This window comes from Dethiosulfatibacter aminovorans DSM 17477 (assembly GCF_900142005.1).
GTDB classification, from domain to species: Bacteria; Bacillota; Clostridia; order Tissierellales; family Dethiosulfatibacteraceae; genus Dethiosulfatibacter; species Dethiosulfatibacter aminovorans.
The window spans coordinates 61,577-80,179 of record NZ_FQZL01000012.1 but is presented as its reverse complement, the minus strand read 5'-3'; the positions used below and the strand labels follow the sequence as shown (position 1 = coordinate 80,179).

Sequence of the window (18,603 nt, the reverse complement as noted above, 5' to 3'; positions counted from 1 at the left end):
TGGTTATATATGAAACTCTTAATAAGAAACGTAAAATATTAATAAAAAGCCATAAAAATATTGACAATATTGTAATAAAATGTTAATCTTATTAAGATGATTTCACCAAATCATTTGATTAATTTTTGAGGTAATGAATATGGAATGTTTAGCGAACAGAATAATTGCACAATTTAATATTCATCATCATCATAGAAGGAAGAGTTTGTTCTAGTACTATTTTCAAAATAGTTCATGGATGCAAGCTCTATTAGTCGTTGCTATAGACTGCATCTATGATGGATAAGAATTTTAAGCCATTCGGATGCATCCGGATGGCTTTTTTTTATAGATATGGAAAGTTGAACATGCATAACCAGAGAGTAACAAAAAAATTGGAGGAAGAAATGAAATTTACAAACATTAAGGATGAATTGGCCTATTCGTCAAAAAGATACAAACTTAAAAACGATATAGAGAAGATGGTTCTCAACAAGGGATATATGAATTACGAGCCCGAGATAGTGGAGGATTACGACAAGTATGTATCCATGAATTCAAGATCAAACAGAAAATCGACTGTAAAGGTTATTAATGCAAATGGAAGAATATCCATACTCAGACCTGACATAACGTCGAACCTTCTTACAAATCTTCTTCCAAAGTGGGAGGACGGACTGAAGCTTAAACTTTTCTATTATGAGAAGATATTCAAACAGGCTGGCATTTCCGTCAAGGAGATAAGGCAGATGGGCATAGAATGTCTGGGCATAGATACAATAGATGCGGACAAGGAAGTAATAATGCTTGCCAATGATATTATGAGCAAGTACAGAGACAAGTACATAATGGAGCTGGGAAGTTCCGAGTATTTGAAAGGCCTTCTGCAGGAATTTTATCTTAGCGAAGATGAGTATTCAAAGATAATGTATTTCCTCGACAGGAAGAACAAGCAGGAATTGGAAAGGTATATAAAGAATTTCAAAGACAATGAAGCGTATGATGCGCTTTTGAACCTTATAGACATGAAAGGGGAATTGAAGACGGTACTTGAAAAGATAGAAAACAGCTTCCTGAATGAAAGGATGGAAAAGGGACTTAAGGAATTAAAGGAAATATATGCATTTCTTGAGGAAAACAACTTCACTAAAAATGTCACCTGTGACCTTTCCATGGTATCCAGTCTTGGATATTATTCTGGAGTTACACTGAGAGGATATTTCAGGGATTCCAACAGGGAAATAATAAAGGGCGGAAGGTATGATACCTATACGGAACGTTTCGGTGAAGTGATTCCTGCCATAGGATTTTCAATAGAGATAGACGAGTTGTTAAAAATTCTTTATAAGGGAGGAGAAATATAATGGATTATTTGACAGTTGCTTTTGCGAAAGGAAGACTTGGAGAGCAGTCTGCGGAGCTTTTCAACAAGATAGGCATTGGACATTGTCTTGACCTTAAGTCTAGAAAACTTGTATTCATAGATGAAGAGAACAAAATAAAGTTCATGCTTCTGAAAAACTCTGATGTTGTTACATATGTGGATAATGGTGTTGCAGATATAGGGATAGTCGGAATGGACATGCTCAAGGAAAGCCGGTCAGACGTATATCAGCTTTATAATTTGCCTTTCGGTTACTGCAATATGAGCATAGCGGGAATGAAGGGGGCGGAAGTCGACAGGAATAAATCAATACTAAGGGTTGCTACCAAGTTCACCAATTCTGCCAAGGAATATTTCGAATCAAGGGGACAAAAGATAGAGATAATCAAGCTTAACGGCTCAGTGGAACTTGCGCCGGTACTTGGCCTTTCGGATGTAATAGTAGACATAGTCGAAACGGGCAATACACTTAGGGCCAACGGACTTGAAGTGATGGAAGAAATGTTTGAAATCAATCCCCTTATAATAGCAAACAGAATCGGATACAAATTCAAGATGAAACAGATAGATGGAATAATCGAAAAAATTAGAAATCTGGAGGAAGCTTAGTATGTTGAGGGTAATAGAATCGGGACAAAGCAGGGAATTTCTTAATGAACTTTTCGACAGAACCACGACGGATTACAAGGAAATCTACAAGGTTGTTGAAGGTATCATTGAAAATGTAAAGAAGAATGGCGATGATGCAGTAAAGGAATATACAGAGAGATTCGACGGTGTCAAGCTTGACAGTATCGAAGTGACCGGCAGGGAAATAGAGGAAGCCGTAGCTCGAGTGGACAGCGACCTCCTTGAAACCATAAGGAAATCCTACAACAATATAAAGGACTACCACAAGAGGCAATTGAGGGAATCCACAACCTACAAGCCTAATGGCAAGAATATAATACTTGGTCAGCTGGTAAATCCAATAGAAAAGGCAGGCATTTACGTACCGGGCGGAAAGGCTGCATATCCATCTACGGTACTTATGAATGCTGTCCCTGCAAAGCTTGCCGGTGTTGAAGAGGTTATAATGATAACTCCTCCCAACAAGGAAGGAAAGATTCAGGATTCAATACTTGCAGCCGCCAGCATTTCGGGAGTTGACAGGATATTCAAGGTGGGAGGAGCACAGGGAATTGCCGCCCTTGCATATGGTACTGAATCAATACCCAAGGTATTCAAGATTACCGGGCCCGGGAACATCTATGTAGCAGCTGCAAAGAAAATGGTTTCGGATTTTGTTGGAATCGACATGATAGCGGGACCAAGTGAAATTCTGGTTATAGCCGACAAGTCGTCAAATCCGAGATATATTGCTGCAGACCTTATTTCACAGGCGGAACATGATGAAATGGCTGCATCAATACTTGTTACGGATTCGCCTTCTCTTATTAGGAATGTGAATATAGAGCTGAAAAAGATTACCGACACCCTTGAGAGGAAGGATATAATCCTGAAGTCGTTGACAACCTACGGTGCGGCAATACATACGAACGGATTACAGGAGTCAATAGATATAACAAATGAGATAGCGCCTGAGCACCTTGAAATAGCTACAGTCAATCCCTTTGAGGATTACAAGAAAATAAAAAATGCAGGAGCAATATTCCTGGGGAACTACACTCCTGAGCCTGTAGGGGATTACTTTGCAGGCCCCAACCACACCCTGCCGACAAGCAGCACAGCTAAATTTTCATCTCCGTTGAGCGTTGATGATTTTATAAAGAAGACATCCCTTATTTACTACAGCAGGGATGCCCTTGAAGCAACAAAGGATGACATAATAAGATTTGCAGAAAACGAAGGTCTCACCGGGCATGCAAATTCCATAAAAATAAGATTTGAATAAGGGAGAGGGAAATATGATTGAACTAAAAAAGAGTGTAAGAGATTTGAAGCCGTATTTTGTAAATGAAATTCCCTACAGGGTAAAGCTTGATGCCAATGAAGGGAAGAATTATCTGATAGATGAAAACCTGCTCATAGAAGGATTTCAGTCTAACATATACCCTGACAGCGATTCACAGCTACTGAGAGAAAATATGGCTGCTTTCTATTCGGTAAAGAAGGAAAACATAATGGTAGGCAACGGATCAAGTGAAATGATCACTACAGTCATCAACGGTTTCTGCGAGCCGGGTGACAAGGTTATGGGATTTGTTCCGTCCTTCAGCATGTATGATGTCTACTGCAAACTTGCCTGTGCCGAATATGTGAAACTTGAAAGCAATGATGATTTTTCCTTTGACCTGGACTATCTGGTTGAAAGGGCTGCTGAAGAAAAACCAAAGGTGATAATCATCTGCAATCCAAACAATCCAACAGGGAATTATATTGAAAAAGATGATATAATAAGGACATTGGATAAACTTAATGATTCTGTTGTGATACTTGATGAAGCATATATAGATTTTGGCGGAGATTCCTGTGTCGATAAGATAAATGACTATGAAAATCTTATAGTCATGAGGACTCTGTCAAAAGCATTCGGTCTGGCTTCCATAAGAATGGGATGTCTTATCGCCAACATTGAAATGGTGAACCAGCTGTGGAAGATCAAGGTTCCGTACAATATCAATACTTTAACCCAGTATGTTGCCAATAAGGCATTTGAACAGGTTGAGAAGGTAAAAGAGTTTACCTCCATGATAGCAGAACTGAGGGATGACCTTTCTGAGAAGCTTGCTGGTCTTGGTATAAAAACATATCCAAGCAAATCCAATTTTATCTTTATTTACAATGAAACGGAAAACCTGTTTGACAAGCTCAATGAGAGGGGAGTTCTTATCAGGAAGTTCACTGGCGACCTGGAAGGTTACTACAGGATCTCCGTAGGGTACAAGGAAGAAAATGAAATTCTGTTGAAGGAACTGGAGGATATCATATGAGAGAAGCATCTATTGAGAGAAAAACCAAGGAGACGGAAATAGAGATAAAAATCAATATTGACGGCAGTGGTAAGGCGGATATTGATACTGGAATCGGTTTTTTCGACCATATGCTTGATTTGTTCGCATTTCACGGCAAGTTTGACCTCACTGTCAAATGCAGGGGAGACCTTGATGTGGACACCCACCACACAGTTGAAGATATAGGTATTTCCCTTGGAAAGGCATTTTTTGAAGCCATGGGAGATAAAAAGGGAATAAGAAGATATTCAACTGTATTTCTTCCAATGGACGAGGCTCTTGCAAGGGTGGCTCTTGATATAAGCGGGAGGGCCTATCTGGTCTATGATGACAAGTTGTCAAAGGACTACCTGGGACGGATGGATACGCAGAACTTCAGGGAGTTTTTAAGAGCCTTCAGCAACGAGGCAAGAATTACGCTCCATGCAGAAGTCCTGTATGGAGATAATGATCACCATAAGATCGAGGCAGTATTCAAGGGAATAGGAAGAGCCCTTGCTGAAGCTTCGCAGGTGATCGATGATAGGATAACTTCTTCAAAGGGGGTATTGTAATGAATGTAATGATTGATTATGGAATGGGTAATCTTAATTCAGCCCAAAAGGGATTTGAAAGGGTAGGTCTTGATATTGTTGTTTCGGACAGTGTTCAAAAAATAAGGGATGCAAGGACGCTTATTCTTCCGGGAGTGGGAGCTTACAGGGATGCAATGGCTCTTCTTGACAAGCTGGAATTGAGCGAAGTAATCAAGGAAGAAGTAAGAAATGGAAAGCCAATAATAGGAATTTGTCTTGGAATGCAGCTTCTTTATGATAAAAGTTATGAATATGGAGAATACGAAGGACTTGGGCTCATTGAAGGTGAAATCAAAAAAATGGAAGTTTCCCTCAAGGTTCCTCATATGGGATGGAATTCCTTGAATTTCAAGGACAAGGACAATAAAATACTGAAGTATATAAATGAAGGCGAGTATGTATATTATGTGCATTCATATTATGCCGATTCGGACAACAGTGAGCTTGTTGCCTATTCAGACTATGAAATAATGATTCCCGGAATTGTCAACAAGGACAATATCTACGGCATACAATTCCATCCAGAGAAAAGTGGAATGGTTGGACATAATATATTGAAGGCATACAAGGAAATAATAGAATGATATTGCTTCCGGCAATAGACATAAAGAACAACAAATGCGTAAGGCTCATCCAGGGCGATTTGGAAAATGCAACCATCTATTCGGATAACCCTGTGGAAATGGCGTTGAAGTGGCAAAATGAGGGCGCACAATACCTTCATGTGGTGGATCTTGACGGAGCACAGTCCGTTTCTCTGGTAAACCGGGAATCCATAAGAGAAATAATCAGAAGCATAAGTGTTCCTATTGAAATCGGTGGAGGAATACGGACGGAAGAAAGGATAGAAGAACTTCTTGACCTGGGGGTGTCCAGGATTGTTTTAAGCACTATTGCAGTTGAAAACCAGAATCTTCTAAGAAGGTTTTCGGAAAAATATGCAAAGTACCTGGCTGTATCTGTAGATGCAGTAAACGGCAAGGCTGCAGTCAGGGGATGGAAGGATGTGACCTCTGTAGATGTCATGGATATATGCTCTCTGATGGAGGAGTGCGGTATAAAAACTTTGATATATACGGATATTCTAAGAGGCGGAATGCTTAGGGGACCAAACTTTGAAGTATATGAAAAACTGAAGAAGTCCACAAAACTTGACATAATAGCTTCAGGGGGAGTATCAAGCTTGGAGGATGTTAAAAGGCTTGAAAAATTGGATATGTATGGAGCCATAATTGGAAGGGCTCTTTGTGATGGAACACTTGATTTTAAGGAGGCTATAAAATGCTTGCAAGGAGAATAATACCATGTCTTGATGTAAGAGACGGGAGAGTAGTAAAGGGAAAGCAGTTCAAGGACATAGTGGATGTTGATGCTCCGGAGGTTCTTGGAAAGTTCTACAGTGATAACGGAGCCGATGAGCTTGTATTCTACGATATAACTGCTTCATCCGATGAAAGGAAAACCCATTATGAGTTTGTGAAGAAGGTGGCTGACGAAATAAACATACCTTTCAGTGTAGGTGGAGGAGTTTCTACAGTTGATGACTTCAAGGACATACTCAGGAAAGGAGCCGACAAGGTATCGGTCAATTCGTCAGCTGTAAAGAATCCGCAACTCATAAAGGATGCATCTGAAAGGTTCGGGGCCCAATGTGTTGTACTATCAATAGATGCCAAGAAGAATGATGAAGGATCATGGAGTGTATATGTAAAAGGTGGAAGGGAAAAGACTGATCTTGATGCGATTGAATGGGCTGTACGTGGAGTCGAACTTGGAGCCGGTGAAATTGTAGTTAACAGCATAGATGAAGACGGGATGAAAAAGGGCTATGATGTTGAATTGTTGAAGAAAATAACAGACAGGGTCAATGTGCCTGTAATAGCTTCGGGGGGAGCAGGAACGATGGAACATTTCAAGGAGGCTGTTGTTAAGGCAGATGTGGATGGAATTTTGGCAGCATCCGTATTTCATTTTGGTGAAATTGACATTAAGGAACTAAAGAAGTACCTTAAAGAAGAAGGAATAGAAATAAGATTATAAACTAAAAACTACAGACAAGAGGTAAACTATGAATATTGAAGAGACATTGAAAAAAATCAAATTTGACGAGAAAGGGCTTGTACCTGCTATAGCACAGGATGTTGCTACCAAAGAAGTTCTTATGATGGCCTATATGAATGAAGAATCCATCAAGAAGACTCTTGAAAGCGGATATGCGACATACTACAGCAGAAGCAGGCAACAGCTTTGGAAAAAGGGTGAAACATCGGGGCATCTTCAGGAAATAAAAGGATTTTATTATGACTGCGACGGAGACACTATTCTTATAAAAGTCAAGCAGATCGGACCGGCATGTCATACCGGCGAGTATTCCTGTTTCCACAATCCAGTTGTTGAATATGCTTTTGAAGAGGATATGCTCAACAAGCTGTTCCGGATTATAGACAACAGGAAAGAGAATCCTGTTGAAGGATCCTACACCAATTATCTTTTTGACAAGGGTGTGGACAAGATACTCAAGAAAGTTGGAGAAGAGTCTGCAGAGGTTATAATTGCAGCCAAGAATGATGACAAGAACGAACTGATATATGAAATCAGCGATTTGGTTTATCATACACTGGTTCTTATGATAAACCAGGGAGTTTCCATAGAGGAAATTAAAAGAGAACTTAAATCAAGACATAAATAGGAACATTAGAGATTTAATTAGGACATCAAACGCACAAATAAAAGAATGAACATTTTTTATTGAAAAGTCTTGAATATGGTGATATCATATAAGGTAAGAATAGCAAATAATGGGATATAATAGGGGTGTAATTGTGAAATTATTTGAAGACTTTTCATTGGAAGATTTATTGATTAAAATTTTTGTGCCTGATGCCAATAAGGTTAAACCAGTAGACCCATTTGACATGGCAATGAAGGAAAATAAGAATCAAAGCGTCAATGACAAAAAATACAACAAAAACAAAAAATCCGGTTGAACCGGATTTTTTTAATGCACTTTCAATTTTATCATGCTGTGAAAAATGCCTGAAATTTTTATGATTTCAGGCATTTTGAGTGTTATCTTGTCAGGTACTTGAACAGCGGTGATTCTTCGTCAATGACCATTGTTGTTCCATCAAGAGTTGTCTTGTACATCTCCAGAGTCTGGTAGAATTCGTAGAAATCAGGGTCTGCACTGTAGGCGGTACTGTAGATTTGTGTGGCTTCTGCATCTCCTTCACCTTTTATGATCTCTGCATCTTTCTTTGCTTCTGAAATCATAATGGCTGCATCCTTGTCAGTACTTGATATGATCTTAAGTTTTTCCTCTTCTCCTTCAGATCTATACTGCTGTGCCTTTTGCTTTCTTTCGGCTTCCATCCTGGCATAGATGTTTTGGATATTGCTTTCATGAAGATCAGTTTTCAAGATTCTGTTGTCAAGAACCTCCATACCGTATTTTGCAAGTTCCAGATTTACATCATTCACTACTGTATGTGACATTTCTTCAAGATAATCCTTGTCTGCTATCAATGTATGAGCGTCAGTTTTACCTACCTGAACGTTGATTTCAGAATAAAGTATATCATCAAGCCTCAGGCTGGCCTGCTGCTCGTTTTTCATAGTAAGTCTGAAGAGCAGGGGATCAACAATCTTCCATTGCGCATTGTTGCTTAGAATGAGGATTTTCTTGTCCAGCGTGTTTACCTGTCTCGATGCTGTCTTGTACGTTATGAGCCTGTTTTCAAGCTTTTCCACAGTATCTATGAAAGGAACCTTGAAATGAAGTCCTTTGCTTGTTGAAATCTTTACATGGCTGTACTTTTCACTGTTGTTTATGGTTTCCATTACAGTATCGTAATTGTCTTCATTGACTACGATTTTTTGAACTTCTCCAAACCTTGTGATTATGGCATGCTCTCTTGTGTCAACTGTATATGCCGCAGTTGACATGACCATTACGAGCACTATTATCAGAAATAATAACAATCCTTTTTTCATGTCGCACCTCCTATTGTCCTGCAGTTGCACCGACTACAGCCTTGGCTGCACTGGTGTCCGCACCGCTTACAGGAAGCATTGTAATATTGTCTCCGTCTACAATGTAAATGTCCATACCCGGAAGTATTTCCTGCATGGTTTCTATGTACATTCTTGTTTTGGTTATTTCAGTGGCTTCCTTGTATTTCTCAAGAATCTGTGTGAATCTTGCCACGTCACCCTGTGCCTGGTTGATTCTAACAGTTTTGTACGCTGTGGCTTCATTCAACAGCTTTTCCTTTTGAGCCCTGGCTTCAGGAATGATCTTGTTGAAATACTGGTTTGCTTCATTGATGTATTTCTCCTTGTCTTCCTTTGCGCTGGCGACATCGGTAAATGCAGCCGCAACTGCATCAGGCGGATCAACATCCTGAAGTTGAACTGTTGTAATCAATACTCCAAGACCGTACTTGTTGGATATTTCCTGTATGTCCTCAAGCATTTCCTGTTGCATTACTGCCTTGTTCAAAGTAAGAACATCGTCCAGGTTGTGGTTTGCAACAACCCTTCTTATCCTTGAATAAGCCGCCAGCTCCAATGTTTCCTTAGGTGCGTCCACATTGAGGATATATGCTTCGGGATCTATAACCTTGTATTGCACGATTACTTCAACTTCAACAAGGTTTTCATCTCCCGTAATCATAATCTTCTCAGAATAAATATCCGAATAGTTATCGCTTCTATACTCATCGAAGAATGAACTTTCCTGAGAATTGCTTCTGAAGCCGTATTCAATCCTTCTGATTTCCTCCGTATTTACAAATTCTACGGTGTCAATGAATGGTATTTTGAAATTAAGACCCGGTGTCGTTACGGTTTTGTGATGAGCGCCAAATCTGAAAATCAAGGCTTGCTCGCTTTGGTCGATTGTATAGTAGGCATTCATTGTAGAAAGAGCAATGAGAATCACCACTATCACAAGCAGCACCATTTTTCCCGGAAACTTACCCATGTTGACATTTTTCTTCTTGAATACAGGATTCCCGTTTTCGTCGTACTCTCTTGGTTCGTCACCTTTTTTAGTGAATCTTTCAAAAGGGTTTCCCTTGCTATTGGATATTCCTCTTATTATTGAGGAAATAACACTGATGATGATAAATAAAATGATAATTGAAAATATTGAATTCATATTAACACTCCCTTCGTTAAAAAACATTATACATCACAAATGAACCGAAAGATATTAATAATTTGTTAAATTCACAGAAAACATTATGAATGATTCAACTATAGTATTGACAAAGCAATCCCGAATATTTATAATAAAAACAATATTAAATGTGATGACGAGTCGAGTAGACTGGAAACAGAATCAATAAAAATTCACTAGGCATCGAGCCTTTTGAATTTTGGGATGTTCCAGAACTTAATGATTTCCAAAAACCGAAATCATTTGGAGACATCCCTGACAGAGAGAAGATACCTTGGCTGTAAGTATTTTCATTCATGACCGGTTGAAAACTAGCTCCGAACAAAGTCTGAATTCAAAATGAAGAAAGGACTTCGTCCAGGCGCGATAAGCCTTTAGAGAACCAATTAGGGTGGAACCACGTGAATTTATCTCGTCCCTTTCCAGGGACGGGATTTTATTTTTTTGTACATGACGGTTAAGATAATTCCGGAATCTGGGAATTATCACTCTTTTAAACGTCAGATGATTTGAAGGACTCGACGTCCTGAGAATTATAATTTTTTAATTTGAGGAGGAAGAAAATGATAAAGATAACACTGCCTGACGGCAGCATTAGAGAATTTGAAGAAGCGGTTAAAGTAATAGACATAGCGAAAAATATAAGTGAAGGATTGGCAAGGGTAGTAGTTGGAGCAATGGTAAACGGATGTCCTGCAGGTTTGGACCAGCTGGTGGAAAAGGACAGTGAAGTGAGCCTTCTGAAATTTGACGACAACGAAGGCAAGGATATATTCAGACATACAAGTTCCCATATTCTTGCTCAGGCTGTTCAGAGACTATATCCAGGAACCATGCTTGCAATAGGACCTGCTATCGAAAACGGATTCTATTACGACTTCGATTCGGAACATGTATTTACAGAAGCTGATTTCGAAAAAATTGAAGCTGAAATGAAAAAAATAGTCAAGGAAGACCTTAAGATAGAAAGATTCGAACTTCCAAGAAATGAGGCTCTTGCATATGTTGAAGAAAGAGGCGAAAAGTACAAGGTGGAGCTTATAAACGACCTTCCGGAGGATGCAGTAATATCGTTCTACAAGCAGGGAGAGTTTGTTGACCTTTGTGCGGGACCTCACCTTCAAAGTACAAAAAAAGTCAAGTCAATCAAGATACTCAGCATAGCTGGTGCATATTGGAGAGGAAGCGAAGACAACAAGATGCTTCAGAGAATCTATGCAACTTCTTTCGAGAAGAACAAGCAGCTTGAAGAATACCTTCACAGACTTGAAGAAGCAAAGAAAAGGGATCACAGAAAGCTTGGTAAGGAGCTTGATCTCTTCTCAATGCACGAAGAAGGACCTGGTTTCCCGTTCTTCCATCCGAAGGGAATGGTATTCAGAAATCTGCTTGAAGACCTGTGGAGAAAGGAACATGTAAAGAAGGGATACGGAGAGATTAAGACTCCAATAATCCTTAATGAGGAATTGTGGCACAGATCGGGGCATTATGAAAACTACAAGGAAAACATGTATTTTACAAATATTGATGAAGAAAACTATGCAGTGAAGCCTATGAACTGTCCGGGTGGAATACTCGTATATAAAAGCAACATGTACTCCTACAGGGATCTTCCCCTGAGGCTGGGAGAAATGGGACTTGTTCACAGACATGAGATGTCAGGCGCCCTGCATGGCCTCATGAGGGTTAGAAGCTTCACGCAGGATGATGCCCATCTGTTTGTGACTCTAAGTCAGCTTAAGGATGAAATCATGGGAGTTGTGAAGTTTACAGATGAAATGTACAAGTTATTCGGATTCAAGTATCATGTAGAGCTTTCCACAAAGCCTGAAAAGGCCATAGGAACAGATGAAGAATGGGATGTAGCCATAGAATCCCTTAGAGAGGCGCTTGTGGAAATGAACGTGAAATACATAGTAAACGAGGGAGACGGAGCTTTCTATGGACCTAAGATCGATTTCCATCTTGAAGATGCAATCGGAAGAACATGGCAGTGCGGTACTTGTCAGCTTGATTTCCAGATGCCTCAAAGATTCGACCTTTCATATGTAGGACAGGATGGTGAGAAGCACAGACCTGTAATGCTCCACAGAACAATTTTCGGGTCAATCGAGAGATTCATGGGAATCCTCATAGAGCATTATGCAGGAGCATTTCCTACATGGCTTGCACCTGTTCAGGTGAAGATACTGCCTATTTCCGACAAGTTCAACGATTATGCTGAAGGAGTCAGGAAGCAGCTTGAAGAAATGGACATCAGGGTTGAATTGGATACAAGGTCGGAAAAAATAGGATACAAAATCAGGGAGGCACAGCTTCAGAAGATTCCTTACATGTTTGTTGTAGGTGAAAAGGAAGTTGAAGCATCTGAAGTCTCCGTAAGGCAAAGAGCCGAAGGAGACGTGGGAAGCAAGAGCGTGGAGGAAATTGCAGAGGAAATCCTTGCTAAAATCAAAAACAGGGACAATGATTCTCCAGGCTTGGTATAAGGCATGAAAAACTCAGGACTATATGTCCTGAGTTTTTGTAATCCTATACTTTTCTTATTTTAATCCTATTCTAATAATTGCTTAAGTAACTACTAATACCTTGGACATATAATATAGACATAACAAAGGAGGTAAGATCATGAAAGTTACATTGGAAATGATTGATGAATTAAGAAGCAGAGTTAATGTCACTTACGAAGAAGCCAAGGAGGCTTTGGAAAATAATGAAGGCGATATTGTACAGGCCATAATAGAACTGGAGAAACAAAAGAAGAACTACCACGGACATAGAAGACAAAAGAGAGAGCATATAAACAAGGATGCAAACAGGGTGCTTAACAAGTTCCTCTCAACAGACTTTGTACTTAGAAAAAAAGACAAGGTATATCTGAATCTTCCATTCTGGATTGTAGCTCTAATAACACTTGTTACAATGCCGTTCAGTCTTGTTGCAATTGTTCTTTTCCTTCTTCTGGGATATCAGATGAGAATAGTAACCGGCAAGAAAACAAAATTTGACATCAACAAAAATGTTGACAGGATGACAAAGAAATTCAAGGAAACCACTGACAAGATATTCGAAGAAAGTGAAGAAATGGCAGAAGAGGAATCTGAAAGTGATGCTGAAGAATCAAGCGACGGAGAAGATGAAATAACAATTGAATAGAACTTGTCACCAATCAATGAAAAATTTTGGGTTTCGGCTCAAAATTTTTTGTTAATTATAAGATGTTCAAGATAATGGTGATAGCTACAAATTCTAAATTGTTTATTATTGGCAATACCCATGATATAATAAAGTCAAATATACTTTTAGGCTAAGGTGATAAGATGGATAAAAAGAGAATATTGATTATAGAGGATGAAAAGAAAATTGCCAGATTCCTGGAACTTGAGCTTCAATACGAAGGTTACGAAGTGGATATTGCAAATGATGGCAGAACAGGATTGGAAATGGCAATGAAGGATGACGCAGACCTTATAGTACTGGACTTGATGTTGCCTGGACTAAGCGGCATAGAAATATGCAGGAGGCTTAGAGGAACTTCGGATGTTCCTATAATAATGCTTACAGCCAAGGACGATGTCTCCGACAAGGTTATGGGCTTGGATGTAGGGGCGGATGACTATATGACAAAACCCTTTGCAATAGAAGAGCTTCTTGCAAGAATAAGGGTTCTGCTCAAGCGGAAACTGCGAAATGACAAAAATGAGATTACGGATGAAAACAAGGACATATTGTCTCATGACAAGCTCAAGCTCTACAAGGACAATTACAGGGTCGAATATGGAGATGATGAAATAGAGCTGACCAAAAAGGAATTTGAACTCTTGGAATATCTCATGATAAACAAGAATATTGTGCTTTCCAGAGAGAAGATTCTTGAAAATGTATGGGGATATGACTATTTCGGAGAAACGAATCTCATAGATGTATATATAAGATATCTAAGAGGCAAGATTGATCAAAAATATGGGGTGGATGTGATCAAAACCGTCAGGGGAGTGGGATACATAATAAGAGACTAGGCGGTGAATCTATGAATAAAACCGATGGAAAAAAGAAAGCTGTGATGAACATGAAAGAAAAAAAGAAAATGAAGGCTGAAAGAAAAAAACACAAGACCGATAAAAATGGGGAAAACTTGGAAAAGGAAAAACTCAGCATATTGGATAATCTGCTTTTCAGAATACTGTTTGCTCCCTTCATATTCATAGGCAGGATATTTTACAATCTGAGGAAAAAGATAAGGCTTTCAATTTCCTTTAAGATATCTACGGTATATCTTGGTTTGTACATTATTTCCATAGTCATAGTAATATTGGCTGCAGTTTTCGGATATCTGGCCTATAAGATAATAGACCTTGAGAACACCGGTGAAAACTATTCCGATCTTGTACTAAAAAAGACAATAGGTGAAAATGAAAAACTGGAAGATTACCTCATAGACGAAAGACTGGCTGGAGTGGCAATATATGATTCAAACTACAATCAGATAGTCAATACCAACAGCTTTGAGGAAGTTTATATGGAGAACTCCTTTTACAGGATAGACAGGATGGCAACCAGCAGGGTGTACATATATTCTTCAAGCGCCTACTATAACAGCAGTCTGTACCATATGAACATATACTTTGACATATCCGGTTTAATTGAGGAAACATTCATAATAGGATTCTTCATCACCTGTGCAGGATTGCTGGGCATGATTATAATTGCCGCTATGGGACCATCTGCAAGCAAGAAGATTGTGAAACCCATCAACGACATGACAGAGGTAACCAGGACAATATCTGCAAACAATATAAATACCAGGCTCAATGTAAAGGCGTCACAGTATGAATTGAAGGAGCTTGCTGAAACCTTTAACCATATGATGGACAGAATAGAAAGCGACTATATCAAGCAGCAACAATTTGTGTCGGATGCTTCCCATGAGTTGAGAACTCCCATAGCCGTACTTAAAGGTTATGCGGACATGCTTGACAGATGGGGCAAGGATGACAAGGAAGTCCTTCAGGAATCCCTTGATGCAATCAAGAATGAAGCAAACAACATGCAGGATTTGGTTGAAAAGCTTCTGTTCATAGCAAGAAACGATAAAAAAACACTGAAGCTAAATAAGGAAGAGTTTAATATAAATGAAGTAATAGAAGAAGTTTACAGAGAAACAAAAATGATAGATACTTCTCATGACATTACAAGCAGTGTCTGTCAGGGCGTCATTATATATGCTGATAAGAACAGAATTAAGCAGGCAATAAGGATATTTGTGGAAAATGCAAGGAAATTTACTCCTGAACAGGGCAAGATTGATATTTCATGTACCAGGGACGACGAATATGCAATTATAACTGTTAAGGATAATGGTATGGGAATCAAATCAAAAGACCTAAAGAAGGTTTTTGACAGGTTTTACAGGGCGGAGGAATCAAGAGTCAAGGAGTCCGGAGGCCATGGACTTGGCCTTTCAATAGCAAAAATTATAGTTCTTGGACATAGAGGGAAAATTAAAGTTAAGAGTAATTATACGGAAGGATCAAGATTTTCAATTCTATTGCCATACATTAAATCAGTTGACTGATGCAATCGTTGACTGGTTTTTCTAATTGCTGTAAAATTAAAAATGAAGAGGTGTTAAACAGTAAAAAACACGACAAGAGGGGAGAATAATATGGATGACGAGTATCTCAAAAAATTCATTTCTGAAAAATATATTGTAAAAACAGAAAATATTCACCCCATTGGAAACCATAGACTGGGAAGAAATTATGTCTACCTTATTAAAAAAAATGAAATGGAACTTGTAGTTAAGGTTTCGATTTCTCAAAAGAAATGGCACAATGAAATAATTTCCTATAAGTTACTGAAAGGACTTGAATTCATACCTGAGATTTATGAAACTGGAAAGACCAGGGATCTTTACTACCTGATATCTAAAAAAATTGAAGGGAAAATGCTGGATGAAGTGTGGTTTCGCAAGAGTTTTCGGGAACAGATTAAAATATCTGGAATGCTTGGAAAAACTCTGGCTCAAATCCATGACTGGAAGTCCTTTAATCATTACAATTCATGGGAAGACAAAAGCAATATTGATATTGTGAAGGACAGGGAATCAAGGGATAAAAACATAGTGAGAAGACTTGCTACCTGCAATCTTCTTGACCATATGACAATACGGATGGGAATTGCTGCATTGCCGGAATTCAGAGAGAAATTGGAAAACAAAAAATCTGTCATTGCCCACAGGGATTTCAGCTTCAGGAATATCTTGGTCAATGATGAAAATGAAGTGACGGGAGTCTTGGATTTTGAACATACGATACCTGACGATCCCAGTATGGACATATGCACAATTCTACAAACCAGCATGTTTGATAATGAAAGGCTTTTTAATTCCTTTATAAAAGGATATACATCCGTGAAGGATTTTCCTGAAAATTTCATCAATAACAAATCATACTATTATTTAATAACAGGATTATATATGTGCAGTAAATATGATATAAGAAGAGAAGGAGAAATATTGAGAGGAATATCACTGATTAAAAAGGGGTTGAGTTTATGAAGAAGGCAGTATCGATTATTACTGTTATAGTATTGCCTGTTTTTGTATTATTGTTTGTATTTCAGTTGGCAGTATTTGACCTTGACTATTTCGAGAAAAAATTTATTGAGAATAACACCATGGAAATAACCGGCCTTGATCTGGATCAGCTGATGAGAGTATCTGACGAAACGCTCAAATATCTAAATGATGAGAGACAGGACCTTATACTCCATGAAGAAGTAAACGGAGAGGAGATTCAGGTTTTTGAAGAAAACGAGCTAAACCACATGAGGGATGTCAAAATTCTTTTTATGAACGGCTTTATAATCAAGAATGCTGCCATGTTCATCAGTATTTTATGTCTGGTGTATCTTGTGTTCAAGGACGGCAAACTGCTTTGGAAAACCATTAGGACAGGTGCAATATTATATTTGTTGTTGATTGGCGCAGTGGCAGTCATGGCATATGTTGACTTCAGAAGCGTGTTTGTTGTGTTTCACAAGCTGCTGTTTACCAATGAACTGTGGATTATGGATCCAAAGGAAGATATTATGATACAGATGTTGCCTCTGGATTTCTTCATGGGGATAGGAATAAGGACGGCGGCATTGTATTTTGGCTATATAGCGATTTCTATTGTCATATCTACAATGATGCTTCGTGGATACAATGAATGGGACATTTGATGAAAGATTATATTGATGAATATGGGTTGAAACTATTTGTGAATTGTCACAAATTTAGAATATTAAAAAAAATTAATATTCCATTTTACAATTGCAAAAAAAATTTGTATAATGGAAGGTATACTCGCGAGGAAGGTGTTTAATAATGAGATTTTTAAGTTCGGGAGAATCCCACGGAAAAGGACTAAATTGTATAATAGAAGGATTTCCTGCAAATGTGGAAATCAATGTTGAAGAGATCAATGAGGAACTGTCCAGGAGACAGAAGGGATATGGCAGAGGAAAGCGGATGAACATTGAAAGTGACGCTATTGAAGTGATGGCGGGTATCAGGTTCGGAAAGACTATTGGAAGCCCAATTTCATTATATGTTAGGAATAAGGACTGGGAAAACTGGAAGCTTAGAATGTCCAGTGAAAATATATACCATGACCCTGAACTTTCAGTAAAGGCGCCCCGACCAGGGCATGCCGATTTGCCGGGAGTTATAAAATACAACCAGGATGATATCAGGAACATACTTGAAAGAGCCAGTGCAAGGGAGACGACTACAAGAACTGCAGTTGGTGCAGTTGCCAAGCAGCTTCTGAAGGTTTTTGGCATAGAGATATACAGCAGGGTGGCAAGCCTTGGATCTGTGGAGGATGTTACTGTAATAGAAAAGGGAGAGTCATACTGGACCAAGATAAGGGAATCGGAACTTAGTATGTATGACCCTGAAGCAGAAAAGAAAACAAAGGCACTTATAGACAAGTCAAAGGAAGAGGGAGATACCCTTGGTGGAATAGTAGAGGTTTCAATATACAATGTACCGGTTGGTCTTGGCAGTCATGTACATTATGACAGAAAGCTTGATGCAAAGCTTGCCATGGACATAATGTCCCTTCAGGCTGTAAAGGGGTTTGAAATGGGGGCTGGATTCAAGACTGCCACAACTCCGGGATCAAAGATACATGATGAAATTGTATATACGGATGGATACCACCACAAGACCAACAACGCCGGTGGAATTGAAGGCGGAATGTCAAATGGTGAAACCATACAATTCAAGGCTGCAGTAAAGCCAATCCCTACGCTTATGAAACCCCTTCAGACTGTAGACATTGATTCCAAGGAAAGAATAGATGCCTGCAAGGAAAGATCCGATGTATGTGCTGTTCCCGCTGCAGGCGTTGTAATGGAAAATATAGCAGCCTTTGTTATTGCAAATGCAATGATTGAAAAATTCGGTGGAGATTCCATTGAGGAAATGAAGGCAAACTACGACAACTACATGAAATATGTAGAGGAAAGGTAGAAACA

Annotated in this window: 19 protein-coding genes; 17 read left to right on the top strand and 2 right to left on the bottom strand. The window is 38.9% G+C overall.

What is annotated here, in order from left to right; translation table 11 throughout:
* The first annotated feature begins 386 nt into the window (after positions 1–386).
* The 10 genes from BUB05_RS09435 (at position 387) to BUB05_RS18675 (ending at position 7,879) form a co-directional block, all read left to right on the top strand.
* Entirely contained in the window at positions 387–1,343 is a 957-nt protein-coding gene (locus tag BUB05_RS09435) for an ATP phosphoribosyltransferase regulatory subunit (protein WP_073049386.1), read from the top strand.
* Positions 1,343–1,972: an ATP phosphoribosyltransferase gene (gene hisG, locus BUB05_RS09430; protein WP_073049354.1), complete on the top strand. Its 630-nt coding sequence runs from the start codon at positions 1,343–1,345 to the stop codon at positions 1,970–1,972. Before BUB05_RS09435 ends, hisG begins: the two co-directional genes overlap by 1 nt.
* Before the next feature lies 1 nt (position 1,973).
* A complete protein-coding gene (gene hisD, locus BUB05_RS09425; RefSeq protein WP_073049353.1) occupies positions 1,974–3,257 on the top strand; it encodes a histidinol dehydrogenase in 1,284 nt (427 codons plus the stop codon).
* A 13-nt stretch (positions 3,258–3,270) separates the two neighbouring features.
* A complete protein-coding gene (gene hisC / locus BUB05_RS09420; RefSeq protein WP_073049352.1) occupies positions 3,271–4,296 on the top strand; it encodes a histidinol-phosphate transaminase in 1,026 nt (341 codons plus the stop codon).
* On the top strand, positions 4,293–4,871 hold the full coding sequence (gene hisB, locus BUB05_RS09415; RefSeq protein ID WP_073049351.1) for an imidazoleglycerol-phosphate dehydratase HisB: 579 nt from the start codon (positions 4,293–4,295) through the stop codon (positions 4,869–4,871). The genes hisC and hisB overlap by 4 nt, the downstream gene beginning before the upstream one ends.
* On the top strand, positions 4,871–5,476 hold the full coding sequence (gene hisH, locus BUB05_RS09410) for an imidazole glycerol phosphate synthase subunit HisH (RefSeq protein ID WP_073049350.1): 606 nt from the start codon (positions 4,871–4,873) through the stop codon (positions 5,474–5,476). The genes hisB and hisH overlap by 1 nt, the downstream gene beginning before the upstream one ends.
* Complete coding sequence (gene hisA / locus BUB05_RS09405; RefSeq protein ID WP_073049349.1) at positions 5,473–6,192, top strand: 1-(5-phosphoribosyl)-5-[(5-phosphoribosylamino)methylideneamino]imidazole-4-carboxamide isomerase; 720 nt, start codon at positions 5,473–5,475, stop codon at positions 6,190–6,192. The genes hisH and hisA overlap by 4 nt, the downstream gene beginning before the upstream one ends.
* The gene (hisF, locus tag BUB05_RS09400; RefSeq protein WP_073049348.1) at positions 6,174–6,932 is read left to right on the top strand and encodes an imidazole glycerol phosphate synthase subunit HisF; all 759 of its coding nucleotides are present in this window, start codon (positions 6,174–6,176) and stop codon (positions 6,930–6,932) included. The genes hisA and hisF overlap by 19 nt, the downstream gene beginning before the upstream one ends.
* 28 nt (positions 6,933–6,960) lie before the next feature.
* The gene (gene hisIE / locus BUB05_RS09395) at positions 6,961–7,581 is read left to right on the top strand and encodes a bifunctional phosphoribosyl-AMP cyclohydrolase/phosphoribosyl-ATP diphosphatase HisIE (protein WP_073049347.1); all 621 of its coding nucleotides are present in this window, start codon (positions 6,961–6,963) and stop codon (positions 7,579–7,581) included.
* Positions 7,582–7,714: 133 nt separating this feature from the next.
* Positions 7,715–7,879 carry a hypothetical protein gene (locus tag BUB05_RS18675; protein ID WP_175548542.1) on the top strand — a complete coding sequence of 55 codons (165 nt, stop codon included), beginning with the start codon at positions 7,715–7,717 and terminating at the stop codon, positions 7,877–7,879.
* Between the two features lie 82 nt (positions 7,880–7,961).
* On the opposite strand, the gene hflC is transcribed toward BUB05_RS18675, so the two are convergent.
* Positions 7,962–8,885: a protease modulator HflC gene (hflC, locus tag BUB05_RS09385; RefSeq protein ID WP_073049345.1), complete on the bottom strand. Its 924-nt coding sequence runs from the start codon at positions 8,883–8,885 to the stop codon at positions 7,962–7,964.
* Between the two features lie 10 nt (positions 8,886–8,895).
* Positions 8,896–10,053, bottom strand: a complete 1,158-nt coding sequence (gene hflK, locus BUB05_RS09380; RefSeq protein ID WP_175548541.1) for an FtsH protease activity modulator HflK — start codon at positions 10,051–10,053, stop codon at positions 8,896–8,898.
* A gap of 584 nt (positions 10,054–10,637) precedes the next feature.
* On the opposite strand from hflK, the gene thrS reads away from it, so the two are divergent.
* The 7 genes from thrS to aroC all read left to right on the top strand — a co-directional run bounded on the left by thrS (position 10,638) and on the right by aroC (position 18,598).
* Complete coding sequence (thrS, locus tag BUB05_RS09375) at positions 10,638–12,563, top strand: threonine--tRNA ligase (RefSeq protein WP_073049344.1); 1,926 nt, start codon at positions 10,638–10,640, stop codon at positions 12,561–12,563.
* Between the two features lie 139 nt (positions 12,564–12,702).
* The gene (locus BUB05_RS09370; protein WP_073049343.1) at positions 12,703–13,230 is read left to right on the top strand and encodes a UBA domain-containing protein; all 528 of its coding nucleotides are present in this window, start codon (positions 12,703–12,705) and stop codon (positions 13,228–13,230) included.
* 164 nt (positions 13,231–13,394) lie between these two features.
* Positions 13,395–14,093, top strand: a complete 699-nt coding sequence (locus BUB05_RS09365) for a response regulator transcription factor (RefSeq protein WP_073049342.1) — start codon at positions 13,395–13,397, stop codon at positions 14,091–14,093.
* 11 nt (positions 14,094–14,104) lie between these two features.
* Entirely contained in the window at positions 14,105–15,649 is a 1,545-nt protein-coding gene (locus BUB05_RS09360; protein WP_094762821.1) for a sensor histidine kinase, read from the top strand.
* A 90-nt stretch (positions 15,650–15,739) separates the two neighbouring features.
* Positions 15,740–16,633 (top strand): aminoglycoside phosphotransferase family protein, encoded by an 894-nt coding sequence (locus BUB05_RS09355; protein WP_073049341.1) that lies wholly within the window; start codon positions 15,740–15,742, stop codon positions 16,631–16,633.
* Positions 16,630–17,301: a TIGR01906 family membrane protein gene (locus BUB05_RS09350; RefSeq protein ID WP_073049340.1), complete on the top strand. Its 672-nt coding sequence runs from the start codon at positions 16,630–16,632 to the stop codon at positions 17,299–17,301. The genes BUB05_RS09355 and BUB05_RS09350 overlap by 4 nt, the downstream gene beginning before the upstream one ends.
* A 142-nt stretch (positions 17,302–17,443) precedes the next feature.
* A complete protein-coding gene (aroC, locus tag BUB05_RS09345) occupies positions 17,444–18,598 on the top strand; it encodes a chorismate synthase (protein WP_073049339.1) in 1,155 nt (384 codons plus the stop codon).
* The last annotated feature ends 5 nt before the right edge of the window (positions 18,599–18,603 follow it).